The organism is Arenibacter flavimaris, assembly GCF_030291335.1.
In the GTDB taxonomy this organism is placed as follows: Bacteria; Bacteroidota; Bacteroidia; order Flavobacteriales; family Flavobacteriaceae; genus Arenibacter.
The window spans coordinates 1-20,517 of sequence record NZ_JASWIM010000029.1 but is presented as its reverse complement, the minus strand read 5'-3'; the positions used below and the strand labels follow the sequence as shown (position 1 = coordinate 20,517).

Annotated in this window: 19 protein-coding genes; 15 read left to right on the top strand and 4 right to left on the bottom strand. The window is 41.2% G+C overall.

Translation table 11 applies throughout. The features are described 5' to 3' along the window. Positions 1-78 precede the first annotated feature (78 nt). From QSE00_RS18775 to tsaB, 9 genes are all read left to right on the top strand, one after another. On the top strand, positions 79-1,326 hold the full coding sequence (locus QSE00_RS18775) for an ABC transporter permease (protein ID WP_286107056.1): 1,248 nt from the start codon (positions 79-81) through the stop codon (positions 1,324-1,326). Between the two features lie 28 nt (positions 1,327-1,354). Next, entirely contained in the window at positions 1,355-2,614 is a 1,260-nt protein-coding gene (locus tag QSE00_RS18770) for an ABC transporter permease (protein WP_286107055.1), read from the top strand. Positions 2,615-2,699: 85 nt separating this feature from the next. Beyond that, positions 2,700-3,812, top strand: coding sequence for an efflux RND transporter periplasmic adaptor subunit (locus QSE00_RS18765; protein WP_286107054.1), 1,113 nt, complete (start codon positions 2,700-2,702; stop codon positions 3,810-3,812). 99 nt (positions 3,813-3,911) lie between these two features. Beyond that, positions 3,912-4,613 (top strand): ABC transporter ATP-binding protein, encoded by a 702-nt coding sequence (locus QSE00_RS18760; RefSeq protein WP_031442418.1) that lies wholly within the window; start codon positions 3,912-3,914, stop codon positions 4,611-4,613. Continuing rightward, on the top strand, positions 4,606-5,835 hold the full coding sequence (locus QSE00_RS18755; RefSeq protein ID WP_110355544.1) for an ABC transporter permease: 1,230 nt from the start codon (positions 4,606-4,608) through the stop codon (positions 5,833-5,835). Before QSE00_RS18760 ends, QSE00_RS18755 begins: the two co-directional genes overlap by 8 nt. Position 5,836: 1 nt before the next feature. Further along, a complete protein-coding gene (locus QSE00_RS18750; RefSeq protein ID WP_286107053.1) occupies positions 5,837-7,099 on the top strand; it encodes an ABC transporter permease in 1,263 nt (420 codons plus the stop codon). Between the two features lie 30 nt (positions 7,100-7,129). Continuing rightward, positions 7,130-8,278, top strand: coding sequence for an efflux RND transporter periplasmic adaptor subunit (locus QSE00_RS18745; RefSeq protein ID WP_110355546.1), 1,149 nt, complete (start codon positions 7,130-7,132; stop codon positions 8,276-8,278). Between the two features lie 30 nt (positions 8,279-8,308). Beyond that, positions 8,309-9,649, top strand: a complete 1,341-nt coding sequence (locus tag QSE00_RS18740; RefSeq protein ID WP_286107052.1) for a TolC family protein — start codon at positions 8,309-8,311, stop codon at positions 9,647-9,649. Positions 9,650-9,667: 18 nt separating this feature from the next. Further along, positions 9,668-10,339 carry a tRNA (adenosine(37)-N6)-threonylcarbamoyltransferase complex dimerization subunit type 1 TsaB gene (gene tsaB / locus QSE00_RS18735; protein WP_286107051.1) on the top strand — a complete coding sequence of 224 codons (672 nt, stop codon included), beginning with the start codon at positions 9,668-9,670 and terminating at the stop codon, positions 10,337-10,339. Here tsaB and QSE00_RS18730 read toward each other — a convergent pair. The 3 genes from QSE00_RS18730 to QSE00_RS18720 form a co-directional block, all read right to left on the bottom strand. After that, positions 10,336-11,154, bottom strand: coding sequence for a mechanosensitive ion channel family protein (locus QSE00_RS18730; RefSeq protein WP_110355549.1), 819 nt, complete (start codon positions 11,152-11,154; stop codon positions 10,336-10,338). The two genes, tsaB and QSE00_RS18730, sit on opposite strands and share 4 nt — an antisense overlap. A gap of 185 nt (positions 11,155-11,339) precedes the next feature. Continuing rightward, on the bottom strand, positions 11,340-11,540 hold the full coding sequence (locus tag QSE00_RS18725; RefSeq protein WP_110355550.1) for a dodecin family protein: 201 nt from the start codon (positions 11,538-11,540) through the stop codon (positions 11,340-11,342). 69 nt (positions 11,541-11,609) lie between these two features. Then, positions 11,610-12,512 (bottom strand): NifU family protein, encoded by a 903-nt coding sequence (locus tag QSE00_RS18720; protein ID WP_110355551.1) that lies wholly within the window; start codon positions 12,510-12,512, stop codon positions 11,610-11,612. A 118-nt stretch (positions 12,513-12,630) separates the two neighbouring features. On the opposite strand from QSE00_RS18720, the gene QSE00_RS18715 reads away from it, so the two are divergent. After that, positions 12,631-13,623, top strand: coding sequence for a PorP/SprF family type IX secretion system membrane protein (locus QSE00_RS18715; RefSeq protein ID WP_110355552.1), 993 nt, complete (start codon positions 12,631-12,633; stop codon positions 13,621-13,623). A 192-nt stretch (positions 13,624-13,815) separates the two neighbouring features. Here the strand turns inward: QSE00_RS18715 and QSE00_RS18710 are convergent, their stop codons facing one another. Then, positions 13,816-14,994, bottom strand: a complete 1,179-nt coding sequence (locus tag QSE00_RS18710; protein ID WP_286107050.1) for a vWA domain-containing protein — start codon at positions 14,992-14,994, stop codon at positions 13,816-13,818. Between the two features lie 320 nt (positions 14,995-15,314). Between QSE00_RS18710 and QSE00_RS18705 the strand changes: the two genes are divergently transcribed. The 5 genes from QSE00_RS18705 to QSE00_RS18685 all read left to right on the top strand — a co-directional run. Then, positions 15,315-17,516, top strand: coding sequence for a tetratricopeptide repeat protein (locus tag QSE00_RS18705; RefSeq protein WP_286107049.1), 2,202 nt, complete (start codon positions 15,315-15,317; stop codon positions 17,514-17,516). A 73-nt stretch (positions 17,517-17,589) separates the two neighbouring features. After that, positions 17,590-18,321: a LytR/AlgR family response regulator transcription factor gene (locus QSE00_RS18700; protein WP_286107048.1), complete on the top strand. Its 732-nt coding sequence runs from the start codon at positions 17,590-17,592 to the stop codon at positions 18,319-18,321. Positions 18,322-18,421: 100 nt separating this feature from the next. Then, on the top strand, positions 18,422-18,931 hold the full coding sequence (locus QSE00_RS18695) for a gamma carbonic anhydrase family protein (RefSeq protein WP_110355557.1): 510 nt from the start codon (positions 18,422-18,424) through the stop codon (positions 18,929-18,931). A 143-nt stretch (positions 18,932-19,074) separates the two neighbouring features. Further along, positions 19,075-19,959 carry an ACP S-malonyltransferase gene (fabD, locus tag QSE00_RS18690; protein ID WP_286107047.1) on the top strand — a complete coding sequence of 295 codons (885 nt, stop codon included), beginning with the start codon at positions 19,075-19,077 and terminating at the stop codon, positions 19,957-19,959. Between the two features lie 154 nt (positions 19,960-20,113). Then, positions 20,114-20,517 (top strand): hypothetical protein (locus QSE00_RS18685; protein WP_286107046.1); only part of this gene is annotated, 404 nt, incomplete at its 3' end.

Here is a 20,517-nt window from a genome sequence, read left to right as displayed (position 1 = left end):
ATTTTAACATTTATTTAGAGTTACACCTGTAACAATTTTATTTTACAAAGGTCTTATTCAATAAACACTTTTGGGCCTATGTTCGATATTGAGAGATGGCAGGAAATTTTTGATGCCATACGAAAAAATAAACTCCGTACTATTCTTACCGGTGTTTCTGTGGCCTCTGGTATCTTTATTTTGGTGGTTTTATTGGCATTTGGACAGGGTATGCAAAATGGCATTGCCAAAGAATTTGAAGCGGACGCCAGCAATAGGATAGGGGTATGGACACAGGTTACTACAGAGGAATACATGGGTTTGAACCCAGGTAGGCCCATACAGCTAAGAAATAACAATTACGAAGCTATCAACACCAAATTTGCAAAGGATCTTGAACATAAATCCCCTTTCTTTAGGTTGAGAAGTGTAACGGTGGATTTTATGAATGAATCTGGATCCTATTCCGTTCAAGGCGTGTCGCCCTTATTTCAAAATATAGAAAATCAATTTATTTCCCAGGGTCGTTATTTAAATTATGGTGATGAAGAAAGTGTGGCCAAGGTGGTGGTGATCAGTAATAAGATAAAGCGGGAGCTGCTTAAAGGGGTGGAAGATCCCATTGGTTCATTCTTGAAAATATCCGGTATTAATTTTCAGATAGTTGGAGTATACGGCGATAAGGGAGGCGATAGGGAAGAAGATCGACTTTTGATACCTACAAGCACGGCACAACGTGTTTTTAATGGAAGCGATAATTTAAATATGATGTTCTTTACCTTAAAGCCATCCGATAACTTTGAGGCAACGCTTGCGAAGTCCGTGCAATTTACTGAAGATTTAAAAGCCTACTTAAGACAGGTGCATACGGTAGCACCTACCGATCCGAGTGCCATCAACACCTTTAATACGCTGGAAGGTGTAAAGCGATTTCAAAATTTAACAGGTGGTATAAAATCCTTCTTTTGGTTTGTAGGGATATGTACCATTGTAGCTGGGGTGGTAGGTGTAAGCAATATAATGATGATCATTGTTAAAGAAAGGACCCGGGAAATAGGGGTAAGGAAGGCTTTGGGTGCAAGGCCAAGGGCCATTGTGGGCATGATCTTGCACGAGGCAATCTTTGTTACCAGTGTAGCCGGATTGGCCGGGCTAATTTTTAGCATGGGATTATTGGAATTTGTGGGCCCCAACCTTCAAGTAGATTACGTCCTTAATCCTTCCATTAATTTTAAGGTCGCGCTCAGCACGGTTTTTTTATTGATAATAGCCGGGGCCTTGGCAGGTTTTTTTCCAGCTTGGCGTGCTGCTACCATTAGACCCATTGAAGCCTTGAGGGATGAATAGGAACATAGTTGATAAGTAAGGAATAGATATGTTTAATAAGGATCGTTGGAAAGAAATTCTTGAAGTGCTGACCAGTAACTGGTTCAGGACCTTGTTAACCGCCTTTGGCGTTTTTTGGGGCATCTTGATATTGATTGTCCTATTGGCAGCAGGCAAGGGCCTGGAGAACGGTATACGGTCCAATTTTGGGGATATTGCAACCAATACTATGTTTATGTGGACCCAGGGAACGTCCATGGCCTACAAAGGTCTGCCAAAGGGGAGGCGTTTTACTTTTAAATTGGAGGACGTGGCCGCCATAAGGCAAAAAGTGCCCGAGCTCAGGTTTGTGTCCCCCAGAAATCAATTGGGAGGTTTTAATGGTGCCAATAATGTGGTGAGGGGAATAAAAACGGGGGCATTTAATGTTTACGGGGATTATCCGGATATAATAAATCAAGATCCCATGGGCATCACTTCTGGTAGGTTCATTAATGAGTTGGATATTGGGGAGAAAAGAAAAGTTGCTGTTATTGGTGAAGGTGTCAGGGCCAGTTTGTATGATGTAGGGGAAGAGGTGTTGGGTACCTATATTAAGATTCAAGGTGTAAATTTTATGGTGATCGGAACCTATAAAAAAAATTCCAATGACGGCAATGGCGAGGAGGTTCAAAAAGAGATATTTATTCCCTTTACCTCTTTTTCCCAGGCGTTTAACCAGGGTAACAATGTGGGTTGGATGGCAATCACCGCAAACGACAATTCATCCATAACCCAATTAAAGGAGGGAATTTTTACCGTGGTACGGGAAAATCAAAAGATTCATCCCCAAGATTTAAGGGCCATAGGACATTTTGATTTGTTTGAAGAGTTCAACAAAGTGCTGGGCCTGTTTAAAGCCATGCGTTGGATAGCTTATTTTGTGGGTATCCTTGTTTTGTTGTCGGGTGTCATCGGTGTTAGCAATATTATGCTGATAGTGGTCAAGGAAAGAACCAAGGAAATAGGGATTCGACGGGCTTTGGGGGAAAATCCTTGGTCCATTCAACTTCAGATTATAATGGAATCTATCTTTTTGACCATGATTTCGGGGATGGCAGGGATAAGCTTTGGGGCCTTAATCATTTATCTTATCAATTACTTTTTGGAAAACAATGGGCCAGTGGAAATGTTTCTTAATCCCAGTGTAGGACTAGGGGTTGTACTTACGGCTTTGAATATCTTGGTTGTGTCAGGCCTGTTGGCCGGATTTATACCCGCCCAAAGTGCCATAAAAGTTAGACCTATAGAAGCACTTAGAACGGAGTAGTTGTCTTTATACTGATAAGATGACGTTTTTTGGAATTTGTAGAACAATATTAAAAGGAGTAAATCAATCAAAATCAAATCATAAAATGAAAAAGTCGGTCACTGTTATAATATTAATATTCATTGTTTTTAGCTGCTGTGGAGCCTTGTATTATCTGTATCAAAAGAATGCCGAAGACCCCGTGGTCTATGCAACTGAAAAGCCGTCCACACAAACCATAATAAAGAAAACGGTCGCTACGGGCAGTATCTTGCCTTTGGAAGAGGTGTTGATAAAACCGAATATTTCAGGGGTTATAGAGGAAGTTTTTGTGGAAGGGGGCGACAATGTTAAGTCGGGCGATTTAATAGCGAAAATAAAGGTGGTCCCCAATCTTTCCTCCTTGAACGAGGCGAAGAACACTATAGAGGAATCCAAGATTTCCCTGGACGATCAAAAGCGCAATTTGGAACGGCAAAGAACCTTGTTCGATAAGGGGGTAATTTCCAAAGTGGATTTAGAGAGGGCAGAGGTCGCCTATGACCAGGCCAAACAAGCTTATGTTGCAGCCAATAAACGCTTCGATATTGTAAAGACAGGGACCACCAAAGGTTACGGTAATGAGGCAAATACCATGATCAGGGCCACTGTGAGCGGAATGGTGTTGGAAGTGCCGGTAGAGGTGGGCAATCAGGTTATAGAGTCCAATAATTTTAATGAGGGTACAACCATCGCCGCCATTGCAGATGTGGAAAAGATGATTTTTGAAGGCAAGGTAGACGAATCTGAAGTTGGTAAGATCAAGGAAAACCTACCCCTGGAAATTACTGTGGGGGCCATTGAGAATAAGGTGTTCGATGCGGTGCTGGACTATATAGCCCCTAAGGGGAAAGTGGAGAACGGCGCCATTCAGTTCGAGATCAAAGGTACTTTGAAGAAGCGCGATACCATTTTTATCAGGGCGGGACTCAGTGCCAATGCATCTATAATCTTGGCCAAGGCCGATAGTGTATTGGCTGTAAAGGAAGCCTTGATCCAATTTGATCCGGATACCAAAAAACCTTTTGTGGAAATTGCTACCGGGGGGCAAAAATTTGAACGTAGGGAGATTCAATTAGGGGTAAGTGATGGAATCTACATCCAAATTCTAAAGGGAATAGAACCCGATGATGAAATAAAAGTATGGAACGAAATCAAACCGGCATCCCTCGGGGCTTAATTTTTTTAACACAGCTTTAACACATCCAATTGTAACGACTTTATCCATAGTCGGTCTTATATTCGTAATTTGAAGCACGCTTACCTAATCCAATAAATCATGATAGAAATTAAAGATCTTCATAAATCCTATAAAATGGGAAGCAATTCCCTGCATGTATTAAAAGGCATTAATTTTTCTGTTGAAGAAGGCGAGCTTGTGGCCATTATGGGTTCCTCGGGCTCCGGTAAGTCTACCCTGCTTAATATATTGGGTATGTTGGACGTGTTGGATGAAGGGTCCTACACCTTGGACGGGGTGCCTATTAAGGACTTAAATGAGACGAAGGCGGCCCAATATAGGAACAAGTTTTTGGGTTTTGTTTTCCAATCCTTTAATTTGATCAATTACAAAAGTGCCATGGAAAATGTGGCACTGCCACTATATTACCAGAAAGTAGGAAGAAAGGAAAGACAGGAAAAGGCTTTGAAATACTTGGAACAGGTGGGTTTGCGTGAATGGGCGGACCATTTGCCAAGTGAATTGTCCGGGGGTCAAAAGCAAAGGGTTGCCATAGCAAGGGCCATGGCAGCTGAACCAAAAGTATTGTTGGCGGATGAACCCACGGGTGCCTTGGATAGTACCACCTCCTATGAGGTAATGGATCTTATCCAAAAAATAAACGATGCAGGCAACACCATACTGATCGTTACACATGAGCCGGACATTGCGGATATGTGCAAGAGAATTGTACATTTAAAGGATGGGGTCATTGTAGAGGATAAAAAAATAACCCAGGTTAGAGCTTCCCAGTATGTTTAGTAGGGATAATTGGAAGGAAATATTTGAAACTATCCACAAGAATAAACTAAGGACCTTTCTCTCAGGGTTTACGGTGGCTTTGGGTATTCTAATTTTTGTTGTGCTGTTTGGGATGGGGAACGGGCTGGTGAACACCTTCAATGAGTTTTTTGGGGATGATGCCACCAACGTACTTTATATATTCCCAGGAAGAACTACCGTTCCGTACAAAGGCTATAAATCCAACAGGGTAATAGAATTTGATAATAGCGATTTGGAGGATATAAAAAAGAACCTTGCCATGTTTGTTGATTATACTACCCCCAGAATTTCAAGAGGTGGTTTGGTTAAATACAGGAATGAATCCAATAATTATACTACCAGAGCGGTTGGCCCGTCACATCAATACGCAGAAAAGACCATTATGATGAAGGGTCGTTTTATAAACGAAAAGGATATAAAAAACAAAACCAAATATGTGGTCATTGGACGGTTGGTAGAGAAGGATCTATTTGGCAATAAGAATGCCGTAGGTGAATACATAGATGTGGCAGGGAGTGCTTTTATGGTGATTGGTGTTTTCCAGGATGACGGTGGTGATAATGAGGAAAGATTGATCTATATGCCCTACACCACAAGACAGCTCATTGAGAAAAACAACGACAAAATAGATCAGATAATAGTGGCCTTTAAGCCTGAGATCGGCTATGCCGGGGCCATGGCTTTGGATAGGAGCTTGGACAAATTTTTTAGAGAAAAGAAGTACATCAGTCCAAATGATCAGAACGGAGTGTTTATCAGGAATGTGGCAGACCAGTTAAAGCAAAATCAGCAATTTGCGAGAGTATTGCAAATTATTGTAGGTTTTGTGGCCTTTGGGACCATAATTGCCGGCATAATAGGGATCAGTAATATTATGGTTTTTGTGGTCAAGGAACGTACAAAGGAACTTGGGATCAGAAAAGCATTGGGAGCCACCCCTAAGTCGGTCATCGGTTCCATTTTATTGGAATCGGTTTTTATTACGACCATTTCAGGATTTTTCGGGATGCTTTTGGGTGTTTTCATCTTGAATTCACTAGGTGAAAAATTGAAGGACTACTTTATAACCAATCCCTATATAGATATAACTATGGCTATCAGTGCCACTTTGGTTTTAATCCTGTTTGGGGCCATTGCAGGATATATTCCGGCTAAAAGGGCAGCGGATATAAAACCAATTGAAGCCTTAAGAGACGAATAATATGCGATTTTTATTTGATGGTAATACCTGGCAAGAGATTTTTGGTTCTATTGGTAAAAATAGGACCAGGACCATTATTACCGTGATAGGTGTATTGTGGGGAATTTTAATATACATCGTACTTTCAGGAGCCGCTAAAGGGTTGGACAATGGGTTCGAGAAGCAATTTCAGAATGTAGCCATGAACAGCATGTTTACCTGGGCACAAAGCACAAGTATGCCTTATAAGGGATTTAAAACGGGAAGACAGTTACAATTAAAACTAAGTGATGGGGTCCTATTGAAAAATAGGATTCCCGAGATTCAGTATATAGCCCCAAGAAATGTGAAAGGCATTTTTGGTGGTAATCCGGCCCAGATTATTAGGAGTGGTAAGTCGGGGAATTATGCAGTTTATGGCGATTATCCAATTTCCACAAAAATCGCTACCAAGAAGATCTATGATGGCGGTAGATTTATAAATGACGAGGATATTGACGGAGCCAGAAAAGTATGTGTCATTGGGGAACGCACCCAAAAAGAGTTATTTGAAAATGATGAGAATCCCATAGGCTCGTACATTAGGATAGACAATGTGTTTTTCCAGGTAGTGGGAGTGCATAAGTATACTCCAGGGGGTGGATTTGAAAGTGATTCCGATATTTATATACCTTTTACTACCTTCAAAAAACTATATAATACCGGTGAAAACGTAGGTTGGTTCGCAATCGCAGCGTTTGATGACGCAGATGTTGTAAAGGTAGAGGAAAATGTGAAGTCGGTTCTTAAGAATATTCACAACGTAAATCCCAAGGATGAACGGGCCATAGGCTCGTTTAATCTGGGTGTAATTTTTAACAGGATTGTGGGTTTTGCAAAAGGTTTGACCTTTATGTCTCTGGTCGTTGGGATTGCCACCATTTTGGCAGGAGTCATAGGCATCGGAAATATTTTGCTCATATCCGTAAAGGAAAGGACCAAGGAATTGGGGGTTAGACGGGCCCTTGGAGCCACCCCTAGGGAAGTTAGATCCCTTATTATCCTAGAGTCGGTATTTTTGACCATGCTTGCCGGTGTTATGGGAATTATTCTTGGGGCGGGAGTGTTGAGTATGATCAATAAACTGACCCAGGGCATGGATTTCCCCTACTCCAATCCAACCGTACCTATACCCTATGTTTTGGGTGCCTTGGCCCTAATGGTAGTTCTAGGCACTTTAATAGGTCTGATACCTGCACAACGAGCCGTAAGTATAAAACCAATAGATGCTTTACGAGAAGAATAAAACAAACCAATACAAATAAATAAAAGTAAAATGAACAAGATTGTAAAATATGTGCTAATAGGAGTTTTGGTGCTTGGAGCCCTTTGGGCGGCAGCTTTTTTTATAAAATCCAATAGCAAGTCCGCTATCACTTACGAGACAAAGAACCCTTTTACGGCCAATATTCAAAAGAAAACCGTGGCAACCGGTAAGGTAGTGCCAGAGGATGAAGTGGAGATAAAACCTCAGATTTCGGGTATCATAGAGGAGATCTTACTGAAAGAGGGGGCCAAGGTAAATGCGGGCGACTTAATTGCCAAAATAAAGGTGGTTCCCAATGAACAATCCCTGAACCAGGCAAGAGGTAGGGTAAAGAATGCCGAAATAGCATTGAACAATACCAAGATTGAATATGACCGGAATAAGGCCATATTTGACAAAGGGGTTATTTCTTCCCAAGATTTTAATAGCCTACAATTGCGCTATGATCAGGCGAAATTGGAGCTGCAGAATGCCCAATCCGATTATCAGATTATCCGTGATGGGTCGGCAGGGGGTAGTGCTACCGCCAACACCAATATAAGGGCGACCGTTTCGGGTACAATTCTGGAGATTCCCGTAAAGGAAGGAGATCAGGTTATTCAAAGTAACAACTTTAACGATGGAACTACCATAGCTACTATTGCCGATTTGAGCATCATGATTTTTGAAGGGAAAGTAGATGAAGGCGAGGTTGGAAAATTGGAATTGGGAATGCCCTTGGAGATTAGCTTGGGCGCTATTAACGATAAAAAATTTGATGCCAAACTTAGATTTATCGCTCCCAAGGGTATTGAGGAATCTGGAGCAGTACAGTTTAAGATTGAGGGTGATGTTAGCGTTGAAGACGACTTTTTGATCCGTGCTGGGTATAGTGCCAATGCCTCTTTGGTGTTGGAAAAGAAAGACAGTGTAATGGTAATTCCTGAAGCTCTTCTACAATTTGATAAAGTAACGGATAAACCTTTTGTTGAAGTGGCCGTAGGTACTGTGGAAGAACAAAAATTTGAAAGAAAGGATGTTGAGGTAGGAATTTCGGATGGGGTAAATGTGGAAATTGTTTCGGGTATAACCAAGGAAGACAAGGTTAAGATTTGGAACAAGACAGAACCAATTAAGAAAGGTACGGAGGAAGATGGTGAATCTGAAGAAGGAAATTAAGGGGAATATCAATCAAAAAACAATCAAAACATGAGAATTAAGATAATTGTAGGCCTGTTTTTTTTCTGTTGTGGCATACTATCCGCCCAAGAAAAAAAATGGACCTTGGAAGAATGTGTTTACTATGCCGTGGAGAATAATTTGACCATAGAGCAATATGAACTCGATCTTGAAAACGCCAAAATAGATAAATCGGATGCCGTGGGTGATATGTTGCCCAATTTTAATGCAAACGCAAGTCTCTCCGGCAATTCAGGGCTCGTTTTGGATCAATCCAGGAACCAACAGGTTACCGGGACCGTAACTACGGCCTCGGGAGGCTTTAGTTCCTCGGTAAATCTATTTGATGGATTAAGGAATATCCACCGGTTGAACAGGGCAAAATTGAATGCTTTGGCCAATCAGTATAGGTTGGATAACTTAAAGGACGATATTATGCTGGCGGTGGCCAATGCCTACCTACAAGTTTTGTCCAACAAGGAGTCGCTTAAAGTTTTTAGGGCCCAATATGCCGTTACAGAACAGGATCTGGTAAAGACCAAGGAGTTGGTAGATGCCGGTGTGGTCCCAAAAGGGGATTTATTGGAAATAGAAGCAACTGCGGCCAATCAGGAACAACAAATCGTAAATGGGGAGAATCAAGTACTGATCTCCCGGATAAACTTGGCACAACTGCTCCAGATCCGGGATTATGAAAATTTTGATATTGCAGATGAGGAATTTGATATTCCTCCCTCCAATATATTGGACAATTCGCCCAAAACAATTTTCGACAAAGCCCTTACCTTTAGGAATGATATCAAATTCTCGCTGTCCAATGTGGAATTGGCACAAAAGGATTTACAAATAGCCAAAGGGGCGGTTTACCCAACCTTGGGAGCTTTCTTTAATTATGGTACGCGATATTCAAGCGAATTTAGGGATCCGGTCACTTTTAATAGAATCTCTTTTACAGACCAGTTATATTTAACGGATGGTATTGCCTATGGTCTGCAGTTGAATATTCCGGTATTTAATGGGTTTAGTGTTAAGAACAACATTAAAAGGGCCCAAATTGGGGTAGAGAGGTCACGTTTGCAATTGGAACAGGATAAATTGGATTTGGAATCCAATATTAATCAGGCCTATGTGGATGTTAAGAGTTTCTCCAAGGCTTATGAAGCTGCACAAAAAACATTGGATGCACGTAGGTTGGCCTATAATTATTCCAAGGAGCGATTTGATGTTGGACTTATGAATGCCTTCGATTTTAGTCAGTCGCAATCCAGGGTGGATAATGCGGAGGCCGAATTAATAAGGACAAAATACGATTATATATTTAGGTTAAAAGTGTTGGAGTTTTATTTTGGCTTACCTATAACATTGGATTAAGTTATATTTGCGGTCTATATGGCTATGATATTAAATTTAGAGACTGCAACCACCAATTGTTCCGTGGGTATTGCCAAGAATGGGGAAATAATTTCTATGAGGGAAGACAATAGTCCCAATTATTCACATTCGGAACAGTTGCACATTTTTATAGAGGAAGCTTTGAAAGGGGCTTCCTTAACTTTTAAGGATATATCCGCCATTGCAGTTAGCAAGGGGCCGGGCTCCTATACCGGTCTGCGTATAGGGGTGTCGGCGGCGAAGGGACTTTGCTTTTCATTGGATCTCCCGCTGATATCGGTTTCAACCCTGGAAAGTTTGGCCAAGCAAGGATATGCCAAAGGATATGATTTTATAATTCCGTTGTTGGATGCCAGGAGAATGGAAGTGTATTCGGCAGTCTTTAATGCAGAGGGAAGCAATATTAGGGAGACCAGGGCGGAAATAATCAACGAGGACAGCTTCTTGGAATATGCACAAAATGGCAGTGTTTTATTAATTGGGGACGGAGCGGAAAAATGCAGGGAACTATTGGACCATCCAAATTTTAGTTACCATTCTGCATGGCCCACAGTTAGTGGGATGGGAGAGTTGTCCTATAAAAAGTTCAAAGCAAACGATTTTGAAAATGTCGCTTACTTTGAACCGTATTATTTAAAGGATTTTATGTTGCCGACCAAAAAGTCTTAGTATTGGTGAACCACCCTTTGTGGAAACGGAATCTCTATTTCCGCAGCATCAAACCTGTTCTTTAGTTCTTCCAAAACGTGGAAGTGGGCCGCCCAGAATACATCATTATTGGCCCAAAAGCGCAAGGAAAGGTTCACGGAGCTATCCCCTAATTCTGCAACATAGACCTCAGGGGCAGGATCTTTTAGAATATTTGAATTTTCTGCACAGATTTCCAGTAAAATTTCTTTGGCCAATTTAATATTGGAGCTGTACCCTATGCCTACGGAAATCTTATCCCTTCGGGTGTTTTGTGCATTGTAGTTGATGATATTGTTGTTGGATAATTGGCCATTGGGAACTATGGCGATCTGATTTCCAAAGGTGCTTATTTTTGTGGTAAAGATGGATATTTCCTTTACAGTACCGTCCACACCTTGTGCGGAAATAAAATCACCTACCTTAAAGGGTTTGAACAGTAATAATAAGACACCGCCTGCAAAATTGGCCAAGGAACCCTGTAAGGCCAGACCAATGGCCAGACCAGCGGCACCAATAATGGCCACCAGGGAAGACGACTGCACTCCGAGCTGGGTAATTACTATTACAAAAAGCATTATTTTAAGCCCAATGCTTATAAAGCTTTGCAAAAAGGACTCTAAGGAAGGGTCGTAGTCTGCCTTATCAAAAAATTTACGGACCATGCGATTAATAAATTTTATAATCCAGAGCCCCAAAACATAAATAATAATAGCCATAATTAAACTAGGAAGTGCTTCCCAAAGAAATTTGATGGCCTGGTCTATATGTTCTTGATAATCAGAAATGAAATTCATAAAAAAAATAATTTTTTTTGGTTTAATACATTAAAAATCCAACTCCCTTATAAAATAAGGGTATTGAACCATTTTTAAGCTAATGCAAATATATAAATGGTTTAAATATTGCTGAAATTTCAATAAAAGGATACTACAAAAAAAGCGCCTTTTAACGGCGCTTGTTGATTGAAATGGGAAAAATATTAATTCACTTCAAAAGTGATTTTAACATTAACGCGAAAATCGTCCAGTTTTCCGTCTTTAACCGTTGCACTCTGTTCATTGACATATACCGAACGAATATTCTTAACGGATTTGGAAGCTTGTTCCACTGCCTTTTTAGCAGCATCCTCCCATCCTTTGTTAGAATTTGCAAGAACTTCGATAACTTTTAAGATAGCCATAATATTAAGTTTTAGATTCTCTTAAAGTTAACAAATAAAAGCTAGAATTCGTACTTTTAATATTGAAAATCAACCATTTAAGGCAACTACCTCATTTACCATATCGCCCATCATATTTTTGAGCATGGTTTCAATACCATTTTTTAAGGTAAAGGTAGACGAGGGGCAGCCACTGCAGGCCCCCTGTAAAATAACGTTTACGGTCTTCGTGTCGCCTTCATAGGATTTAAATAGGATATTGCCCCCATCACTCGCTACGGCGGGTTTAACATATTCTTCCAGAATATCGATGATCTGCTTGGAAATGTCATCCAAATCGGTGTCCTTCAACTGGGCCTCCGGAGCAACTGTTTTTTGTTGCTGAAGACTCTTGGCCGATACCACTTCCTTGCCATCGGCAATAAAATCCCTGATTTTCTCTCTAAGTTCCAAGGTAATATCATCCCATTCCGCAAGGTCGTACTTATTTATGGAAACATAATTTACATCAAAAAACACCTCTTTTACAAAGGGCAGCATAAATAGTTGTTTGGCCAATTCAGAATCTTTGGCCTCATCTATGTTCTTAAATTCAAAGGTGGTTGGAACAATTCTTTTATTGGTCACAAATTTCATCACGGACGGATTGGGGGTAACTTCTGCATAGACTGTTACGGCCACCTTCTTCTGATTTTCATCCTCCTTGACAACAGGCTCGCCAGAATTGAGATAATCCACCAACTGCTGTGCCACGCTATCCTTAACATCCTCCCATTCCACAATGTCATAACGTTCCAAGCCTATAAAGTTGCCCGAGATATATACCGTTTTTATAAATGGTAGATAGAATAACTGCTGGGCCAAAGGCGAAATTTTGGCTTCGTCTATGTTTTTAAATTCGTAGTTGTTATTCTTTGTAATGAAATGATTGGTTTCAAATTTTAGTATCGCCGGATTCTTCGTGGGTACCACTGTAATGATAAACTCCTCCATTTAAATATTTTTTACAAAAGTACGAAGGTTTTCTAAGTAATGGCATATATAATAATGTAGTATTTCAACCGTTATATTTTATATTTGGACGATGTTACTAACACACCACTCTTCTTAAATGAAACAACATTTATTGATTTTACTTTCTTTTTTTGCGATAGGCTATCAGTCTATTGCTCAAGAAGGTGTTCCTGTCTATTTTGATTATTTGGCAGATAATTACTATTTGGTATATCCATCTATGGCCGGAATTGGTGAAGGAGGGAAAATTAGGGCTACTATAAGAAAGCAATGGTTTAGCGTAGATGAGGCCCCCAATATGCAGACCTTGAACGCACATTTTAGGGTTGGTGAAAATAGTGGTTATGGAGCAACCGTCTTTAACGACGCCAACGGATATCACTCCCAAACGGGATTTAAACTTACCTATGCTCATCATTTGAGATTGGGCGGGGATTTTAGAAGCTTAAATCAGCTCTCTTTCGGACTTAGTGCAGGGATTCAGCAAAGTAATTTGGACGAGTCCGAGTTTGTTTCTGTTATTCCAGATCCCATTATCACCGGCTCAAGAAACAGTGTAGGTTATTTTAATATGGATTTGGGAATGTCCTATAACTTTATGGAATTCTATGCCCATGCGGCCGTTCACAATATAATGGGGAGGGGAAGGGATCTATATTCGGCCATTGAATCCAATAACTTAAGAAAATATCTTGTATCATCGGGTTATGTGTTCGGTAGGAGCGAATGGCAGGTAGAGCCTTCCGTGCTTTTTCAGTTCACAGAGTTTACAAGGGAAAAGGCGATCGATATCAATGCCAAAGTCTATAAAAGCGTGGATTTTGGAACTGTTTGGGGCGGAATTTCCTACCGAAGAAGTTTTGATGGTGCCCAATACCAAACCACCAACGATTTTGGGGAACAGCGTTTGCAACTTATAACTCCTATCGTAGGGGTCAACTATAAGAATTTTTTGGTTTCTTACAACTATTCCTACCAAATGGGCGATGTTAGGTTTGACAATGGCGGTTTTCATCAAATTACCCTGGGGTACGATTTTGGACAGTCAGAGAAAAGATACGATTGTAAATGTCCGGCCGTTAATTACTAATCTCACAACTATTTCCGGTATATAAGGTAAATTGACTTTTTTGGCCATTGCACCTATGTTTGAAAGGCCATAAGCGAATCAAAAAAACATAATAAAAGAACCCTGCCATTAGACAGGGTTCTTTCGTATTCCGACCCTTTGTTCTGATCGGTTCCATAAGGATAGCTGAGACAAACTTGGATTTGTTCCATTTTATTCCCAACGATAATTCTTCTTGGCCGCCTGTTTTTGTATCGCGCTAAGCATGGCATTCTCCAACTCACCTTTTTCATTTTCCTTTCTCTGTGAGACAATATAGGCTTCCCTTTTACTGTTAAGGTCTTGGATCTCTTTTTGGATATCCCTACGCTCCTTTTTCTTTTTTTCTATATAACTGGCGATTTCAGTTTTGGATTTTCCCTTTAATTCCATGGGCAATTGATCTTTTTCTACCTCGTCTATGTCAAAATCTTCCTCCTTGGAGGCATCCACCAAGTCCCATGAGGAATTGGTATAGAGTCTGGACGATTTACTTACCGCACGTTTTACGGCAACGACCTCTTCCATTTCCATGGCATTGCTGTCCTGGGCACTCTGTTGCTGCATTTTCGCAGCTCCCAAGGCTCCATAGGAGATATAGGTCTTGTTCAATTTGGAATTTAACCTAATGATTACATCATCATAAGGGGTGGCAATATGTACTACTTCACGGTTGTGGTCTATGGCCATATATTCCCCTCCCGTTAGTTGGGCCCCATTTTTCCATCCCGTATTGATACCTTGTTCGTAGGCGCCACAAAAAATGGTATTTACAATTACATCCTTATCCTTGGCATTGGCAACGGCATCCTTATAATTTAATTTTCCTTGGGTAAAGGGTTCATTGCCGGCAATAAAGATCATCTTTAGCTGGTCGGGATTTTTTCCCCAATCCAGTCGGCTCAAGGATGTTTGTATTACTTGTCCGCAATATTCTTCCCCACCATTGGTAGACAGGGAGAATAGTTTTTCTGAAATCTCATCCAGATCACCGCTAAAGCCCAAAACCTGTTGAATATAACCCTCCCTGGAAGATAAATTATCGTTTCCGTATTGGTATAGTGCAATTTGTAGTTGGGGCCTGCCATCGTTACCACATTTGGCATGGGTAAATTTGTTCACGATATCCCACAATTGTGCCTTCGCCTGATTAATGAGTCCGTCCATACTGTTACTGGTATCCAACAAAAGTGCAATCTTGACCATATTGTTGGCCGTTTTGGGCCCCTCCGGGAGCACTTCGGCTGAAACATGGTTTTTTGGAATGTCCCCTGTGGCAAGTGCGTTGCCAAAACTTTGGCCCATCCCTAGGACAAGGGCCCCTAAAACTACTATTTGCTTTACATTTTTCATTTGAGTATTATTTTAGTTAAACATTGATTCTTATGTACTTGCAGTGGTAAAATCAGAATAGTTAACCACTGTGTTCAGATTGTTATGAATCACCATGGATATGAGTATGTGTATTTTAATCGGTGATAACATGGGGTAAAAGTAGGATCAACATTTTTCTAAAAAAATGGGCAATGAGTAAACGGGCATTTTGGGTGAGGCAACGGGAGTTTTGGATTCGTCAGGCTTGATTTGCGCCCAATAACTGTGCTATTTATGGAAATGGGGTATTTTTTAGTATGGTTTAAATCAATTAAGTTTATCATATATATTTTATAGATATGACCAAGTTTTATTTCATATGTTTATTATGGGTGCTAGGTACGGCGGCGGGGCATTGCCAAATATCCCCGGCCGGGGCGCAATTTGAACTTCGGGGCGTGGTCAAGGAAAAAGGAAGTAACCAAGGTCTTCCCGGAGTGGCCGTGTCGACCTCTACTGGTGGGTATACATTGACAAATGCCATGGGGGAATTTAAAATTAAGGTGGTCATGGGGCAGGAACTTGTCCTTGAGAGCCCCAATATGGAAACTGTTCGGTATAAAGTAATTAGCAAGGACGATCTACGAATTGAAGTAGAGGGCGCCGAAAGGGAAAATGTTGGCGTAAGTAAGAGTAGGAGAGGGGTAAGATCTACTTCTTTGTATAACAGTTATATCGATTCTGCCAATTATTACAAGAAGAGCAATATTGGGAAAAGCATCGATTTTATTACCCAATCACTTTCCCAATTGGCGATGGGCAATAATAAGGAACAATTGGCTATAGCGTATTCCACCCTGGGGGAAGTGTACCAATATCACAAGCAGTACGATTTGGCCATCTCTAGCTACAAGGATGCCCTCTTGGCCCACAAGACGTTAAAAACATCCTTGCTATTGGGAAAGACCTATGTTTTGAACAAGGAGTACGGGGAGGCCGGAAAGTTGTTGTCGCCACTGGTCAAAATAACCAAAATGGTACCCTTTCAAAGGGTGGAATTGTACGAAACCCTTGGGGATGCCTATGTGGGTTTGGGAGATGTGGATAATGCGGTGGCATTTTATAATGAGGGGCTCAGAATTGCTGAAAAGAATCAGATTGCCCCGAAAACCATCGACCTAAATTCAAAAATAGCCACTGCCTATGCCAAGGGAAATAGGCTTCAGGAAGCAAATGCCTATTTTAACAACTCCTTGGAGCTTTCTTCCGTACAAGCGCCACAACGTGCAGTCCAGGAAAAAGAGAAAGTGGCCGATTTTTATAATCAAAAAAATCAATATGGACAGGAGATCCAACTGCGTAAAAAGAGTTTGGAGGATTTAAAAAAGATACCCAAGAAGGAGATGGGGGATGGGTTGGCCGTGGAAAATGATTCCATAACGGCCCAACGAATAAACTATAAAATAGCCAATGCCTATATTGCCCAGGATAAATATGACGAGGCCATACCCTATTTGGAAGAGAGTATTAAAGATGCCAATGTTGACAATGATTTGTTGGTCCGCAAGGATGCTACACGCAAATTATCCGAAGTTTATAAATATAAGGGCGATTACACCAAAGCATTGGAGACCTATCAAGAGTATGTAGCCGTGGTAGATACCCTATATGTTAAAAAGGAACAGGAAATAGCCAGAGCGGCCCGGTTTAATAGGGAGCTGGCCTCCAAACAAAGTAGGATATCCGGCCTGGAGAAGGAGCGGGAGCTTACCCAAAGTAAATACAGTCTGGCGCTGACGGAACAGCAATTGGTGGCAGAAAGTATAAAACGTCAAAATTGGATCATTTATTCCTTGATTTTTGGAATGCTTTTAATGGGGTTGGCGGCCTACTTTTTTTACAGGAGCAATAAGCAGCAAAAGTTGGCCAATAATTTATTGGCCCTTAAGTCGCTCAGGTCACAAATGAATCCCCATTTTATTTTTAACGCCCTAAACTCGGTAAATAATTTTATTGCTAAAAGTGATGAGAGAAGCGCAAACAGGTACTTGAGCGATTTTTCTACCCTGATGCGGGCCGTATTGGAAAATTCCGATGAGGATTTTATTCCCCTGTCCAAGGAGTTGGAATTGTTGGAGCTATATACCAAGTTGGAACACTCCCGCTTTTCCGATAAATTCGACTATGGAATAATAGTAGATGAAGATATGGATATAGATGCCTTTCAGATACCGCCCATGCTGTTGCAACCTTATATTGAGAATGCCATCTGGCACGGCTTGCGCTATAGGGAGGACAAGGGGTTTTTAAAAATTGAAATCAAACAAAAGGATAAGTTTGCTTTGGAGATATGCATAACCGACAATGGTATAGGCAGAAAGCAATCCGCGGCCTTAAAGACCCAAAATCAGAAAAAACAAAAATCCAAGGGTATGGGCAATATTAAAAAGAGAATAGAAATATTGAACGACATGTACAAGGATAAGGTAGATGTTTTTATTTCGGACCTGGAAGCGAATGGTAGTGGTACCAAGGTGCTATTTACTATTAAGAGGGATTGATAACAAGAACAGAGACTTTCCTGTTGGTTGGTCAAAGTGGCCTAATGGGAGCTGATAAACACAAAATTTGAGAATGAAGTTAAATGCCCTAATTGTAGAAGATGAAGCAAATAGCAGGGAGATTCTGCGTAATTATTTGGCCAAATATTGCCCAGCCGTTCATTTGGTAGGCGAGGCGGCAACCATTAAGGAAGGGCTTGCCCTGATCAATAACAACGACCTAGATGTGGTGTTCCTGGATGTGGAAATGCCTTTTGGAAATGCTTTTGATCTGTTGGATCAGTTGCCTGACCGTAATTTTGAGGCCGTTTTTGTCACAGCCTATAACCAGTACGCCCTAGATGCCCTAAATGCACACGCTGCCTATTATTTAATGAAACCTATCAGTATAGATGAACTTATAAAGGCGGTGGACTACGTAGTGGAAATAAGGGAAAAGGAAAAGGCAATTGGGGATGGGGTTCTTACCCCTAAATTCAAAAAGGTGGACGGGAAAATAACCCTACCACAACAAGATGGCTTCCAGGTGCTGAATGTGGCGGATATTCTGTATTGCAAAGCAGATGACAACTACACGGAATTGTATCTGGAAAAGCAAAAAATTCTGGTGAGTAAAACACTAAAATATTTTGAGGAAGCCTTGTGCGACTATACTTTTGCCCGAGTCCATAAATCCTATTTGGTAAATGTAAATGAGATTGTCAAGTATAAAAAAGGAAAGGGTGGCAGCGTGGTAATTTCCAATGGGAAGGAAATTATTGTTTCCGCTTCCAAAAAGAAGGATTTGCTGTCGTTTTTTGAATAGCGTAGATTTGCCCAAAATGGCAGGTTTTCCTTTTCGTTAAAACAATTTCAATAGAGGGTTGGGGTAAGGAACCGGCCAATTAATTTAAAAATAAAGAGACATGATCAAAACCATAAATGGTAAATCGCCACAGATAGGGGAGGATTGTTATATTGCCGAGAATGCCACTATAGTGGGGGACGTAGTTATGGGAAACCAGTGTAGTATCTGGTTCAATGCGGTTTTAAGGGGGGATGTGCACTATATAAAAATGGGTAACAAGGTAAATGTGCAGGACGGTGCCGTGATACATTGTACTTATTTAAAGTCGCCTACCACTATCGGGAATAATGTTTCCATAGGTCATAATGCCATTGTTCATGGCTGTACCATTCATGATAATGTGTTAATAGGAATGGGCAGTATAGTTATGGATGATTGTATTGTGGAAAGCAATAGTATAATTGCTGCTGGAGCCGTGGTCACCAAAGGGACCCGTGTTCCGGAGGGAACGGTTTTTGCGGGTATGCCGGCCAAAAAAATAAAGGATATCAGTACCCACTTAAGTGTGGGGGAGGTAGAGCGTATCGCCAATGCTTACGTAAAATATTCCGGTTGGTTTAAGGAATAATCTTTGGAAATAAGAAGGGGGCCGATTGTGATGCGGCTTTGGTTTGAAAACTGAAAAAGGGCATTAATTCCTAAAATTCAGGCCATACTCCTGATTAAATAATCTTATTTTTGCACCATATTGAACAGATTAAAAATAAACGTATGAACGCATATATATTTCCGGGACAGGGAGCACAATTTGTAGGAATGGGATTGGATCTTTATGAAAAGTATCCCTTGGCCCAAAAAATGTTTGAAACAGCCAATGAAATTTTAGGATTTTCCATTACCGATCTTATGTTTGAAGGTACGGCTGAGGACTTAAAGGAAACAAAGGTTACCCAACCAGCCATCTTTTTGCATTCGGTAATTATGAGCAAGGTTATGGGGCCCAGTTTTAAACCGGATATGGTGGCGGGGCATTCCTTGGGAGAATTTTCTGCCTTGGTGGCCAATGGGACCTTGGGGTTTGAAGATGGATTGAAATTGGTGTACCAACGTGCCATGGCCATGCAAAAGGCCTGTGAATTGCAGCCAAGTACTATGGCGGCTGTTTTGGGGTTGGATGATGCCATAGTAGAAAAAGTTTGCGCGGAAATTGCAGGGATAGTAGTGCCTGCCAATTACAACTGTCCGGGCCAATTGGTTATCTCCGGGGAGGTGGAGGCCATAAATACCGCCTGTGAAAAGTTGAAGGAAGCCGGCGCCCGAAGGGCCTTGGTGTTACCGGTAGGAGGTGCCTTTCATTCCCCTTTAATGGAGCCTGCAAGGGAGGAATTGGCCGCAGCCATAGAAAATACGGTTTTTAAAGCGCCTAGCTGTGCCATATACCAAAATGTGCCCACTACGGCGGTTTCCGACCCAGAGGCCATAAAAGCTAATTTAATTGCCCAGTTGACGGCCCCGGTAAAATGGACCCAAAGCGTACAGCAAATGGTGGCCGATGGAGCAAGCCTGTTCATTGAAGTAGGACCGGGGAAGGTGCTTCAAGGCTTGGTTAAAAAAATTCATCCTGCAGCAGAAACCATGTCTGCGGAGCTTTCATAAAAGGCTTTGCATTAGTTTTTTGCCGTTTATCTGATAAATTTATATTTAACCCGTATTCTTAGGCATATGGGCTATTTTTTCTTAATTTGATTCCCTATTTTGGGGATATGGCCTGGCCGTTCCCCTTGTAAATCTTTGAATGATATAACCGGCTATGAAAATAAATACCCTACATAATCTACTTTCCAAGCTTTTGATTATCCGCTACCTGAGAAGTGTCGCATTTTTGTGTGCATTTTTGTTGCTTGGATTTAATGGATTTGGGCAGTCTGTTACGGTATCGCCTATCGATGGGAATACTACGGAGGCTGGTGGTACTGCTGAATTTGACATAGTACTTGACAGTTCGCCTACTGCCAACGTAACGATACCATTAAGCAGTAGTGATGTATCCGAGGGCACTATTTCAGTAACCGAAGTGGTCTTTACCACATTGAACTGGAACGTAGCCCAGACGGTGACGGTCACCGGGGTTGACGATGCCCTTGTTGATGGTAATATTGGCTATTCGATCGTTACGGGCGATCCTAGCTCTACTGACGGGGCCTATGATGCGCT

Bases quoted from the DNA above. Each gene is read 5' to 3' on its own strand.
- QSE00_RS18710 (WP_286107050.1), bottom strand. From the start codon at position 14,994: ATGAAAAATGTAAAGCAAATAGTAGTTTTAGGGGCCCTTGTCCTAGGG.
- QSE00_RS18695 (WP_110355557.1), top strand. From the start codon at position 18,422: ATGATCAAAACCATAAATGGTAAATCGCCACAGATAGGGGAGGATTGT.
- QSE00_RS18730 (WP_110355549.1), bottom strand. From the start codon at position 11,154: ATGAATTTCATTTCTGATTATCAAGAACATATAGACCAGGCCATCAAA.
- fabD (WP_286107047.1), top strand. From the start codon at position 19,075: ATGAACGCATATATATTTCCGGGACAGGGAGCACAATTTGTAGGAATG.
- tsaB (WP_286107051.1), top strand. From the start codon at position 9,668: ATGGCTATGATATTAAATTTAGAGACTGCAACCACCAATTGTTCCGTG.
- QSE00_RS18720 (WP_110355551.1), bottom strand. From the start codon at position 12,512: ATGGAGGAGTTTATCATTACAGTGGTACCCACGAAGAATCCGGCGATA.
- QSE00_RS18775 (WP_286107056.1), top strand. From the start codon at position 79: ATGTTCGATATTGAGAGATGGCAGGAAATTTTTGATGCCATACGAAAA.
- QSE00_RS18740 (WP_286107052.1), top strand. From the start codon at position 8,309: ATGAGAATTAAGATAATTGTAGGCCTGTTTTTTTTCTGTTGTGGCATA.
- QSE00_RS18765 (WP_286107054.1), top strand. From the start codon at position 2,700: ATGAAAAAGTCGGTCACTGTTATAATATTAATATTCATTGTTTTTAGC.
- QSE00_RS18750 (WP_286107053.1), top strand. From the start codon at position 5,837: ATGCGATTTTTATTTGATGGTAATACCTGGCAAGAGATTTTTGGTTCT.
- QSE00_RS18755 (WP_110355544.1), top strand. From the start codon at position 4,606: ATGTTTAGTAGGGATAATTGGAAGGAAATATTTGAAACTATCCACAAG.
- QSE00_RS18715 (WP_110355552.1), top strand. From the start codon at position 12,631: ATGAAACAACATTTATTGATTTTACTTTCTTTTTTTGCGATAGGCTAT.
- QSE00_RS18705 (WP_286107049.1), top strand. From the start codon at position 15,315: ATGACCAAGTTTTATTTCATATGTTTATTATGGGTGCTAGGTACGGCG.
- QSE00_RS18760 (WP_031442418.1), top strand. From the start codon at position 3,912: ATGATAGAAATTAAAGATCTTCATAAATCCTATAAAATGGGAAGCAAT.
- QSE00_RS18700 (WP_286107048.1), top strand. From the start codon at position 17,590: ATGAAGTTAAATGCCCTAATTGTAGAAGATGAAGCAAATAGCAGGGAG.
- QSE00_RS18745 (WP_110355546.1), top strand. From the start codon at position 7,130: ATGAACAAGATTGTAAAATATGTGCTAATAGGAGTTTTGGTGCTTGGA.
- QSE00_RS18725 (WP_110355550.1), bottom strand. From the start codon at position 11,540: ATGGCTATCTTAAAAGTTATCGAAGTTCTTGCAAATTCTAACAAAGGA.
- QSE00_RS18770 (WP_286107055.1), top strand. From the start codon at position 1,355: ATGTTTAATAAGGATCGTTGGAAAGAAATTCTTGAAGTGCTGACCAGT.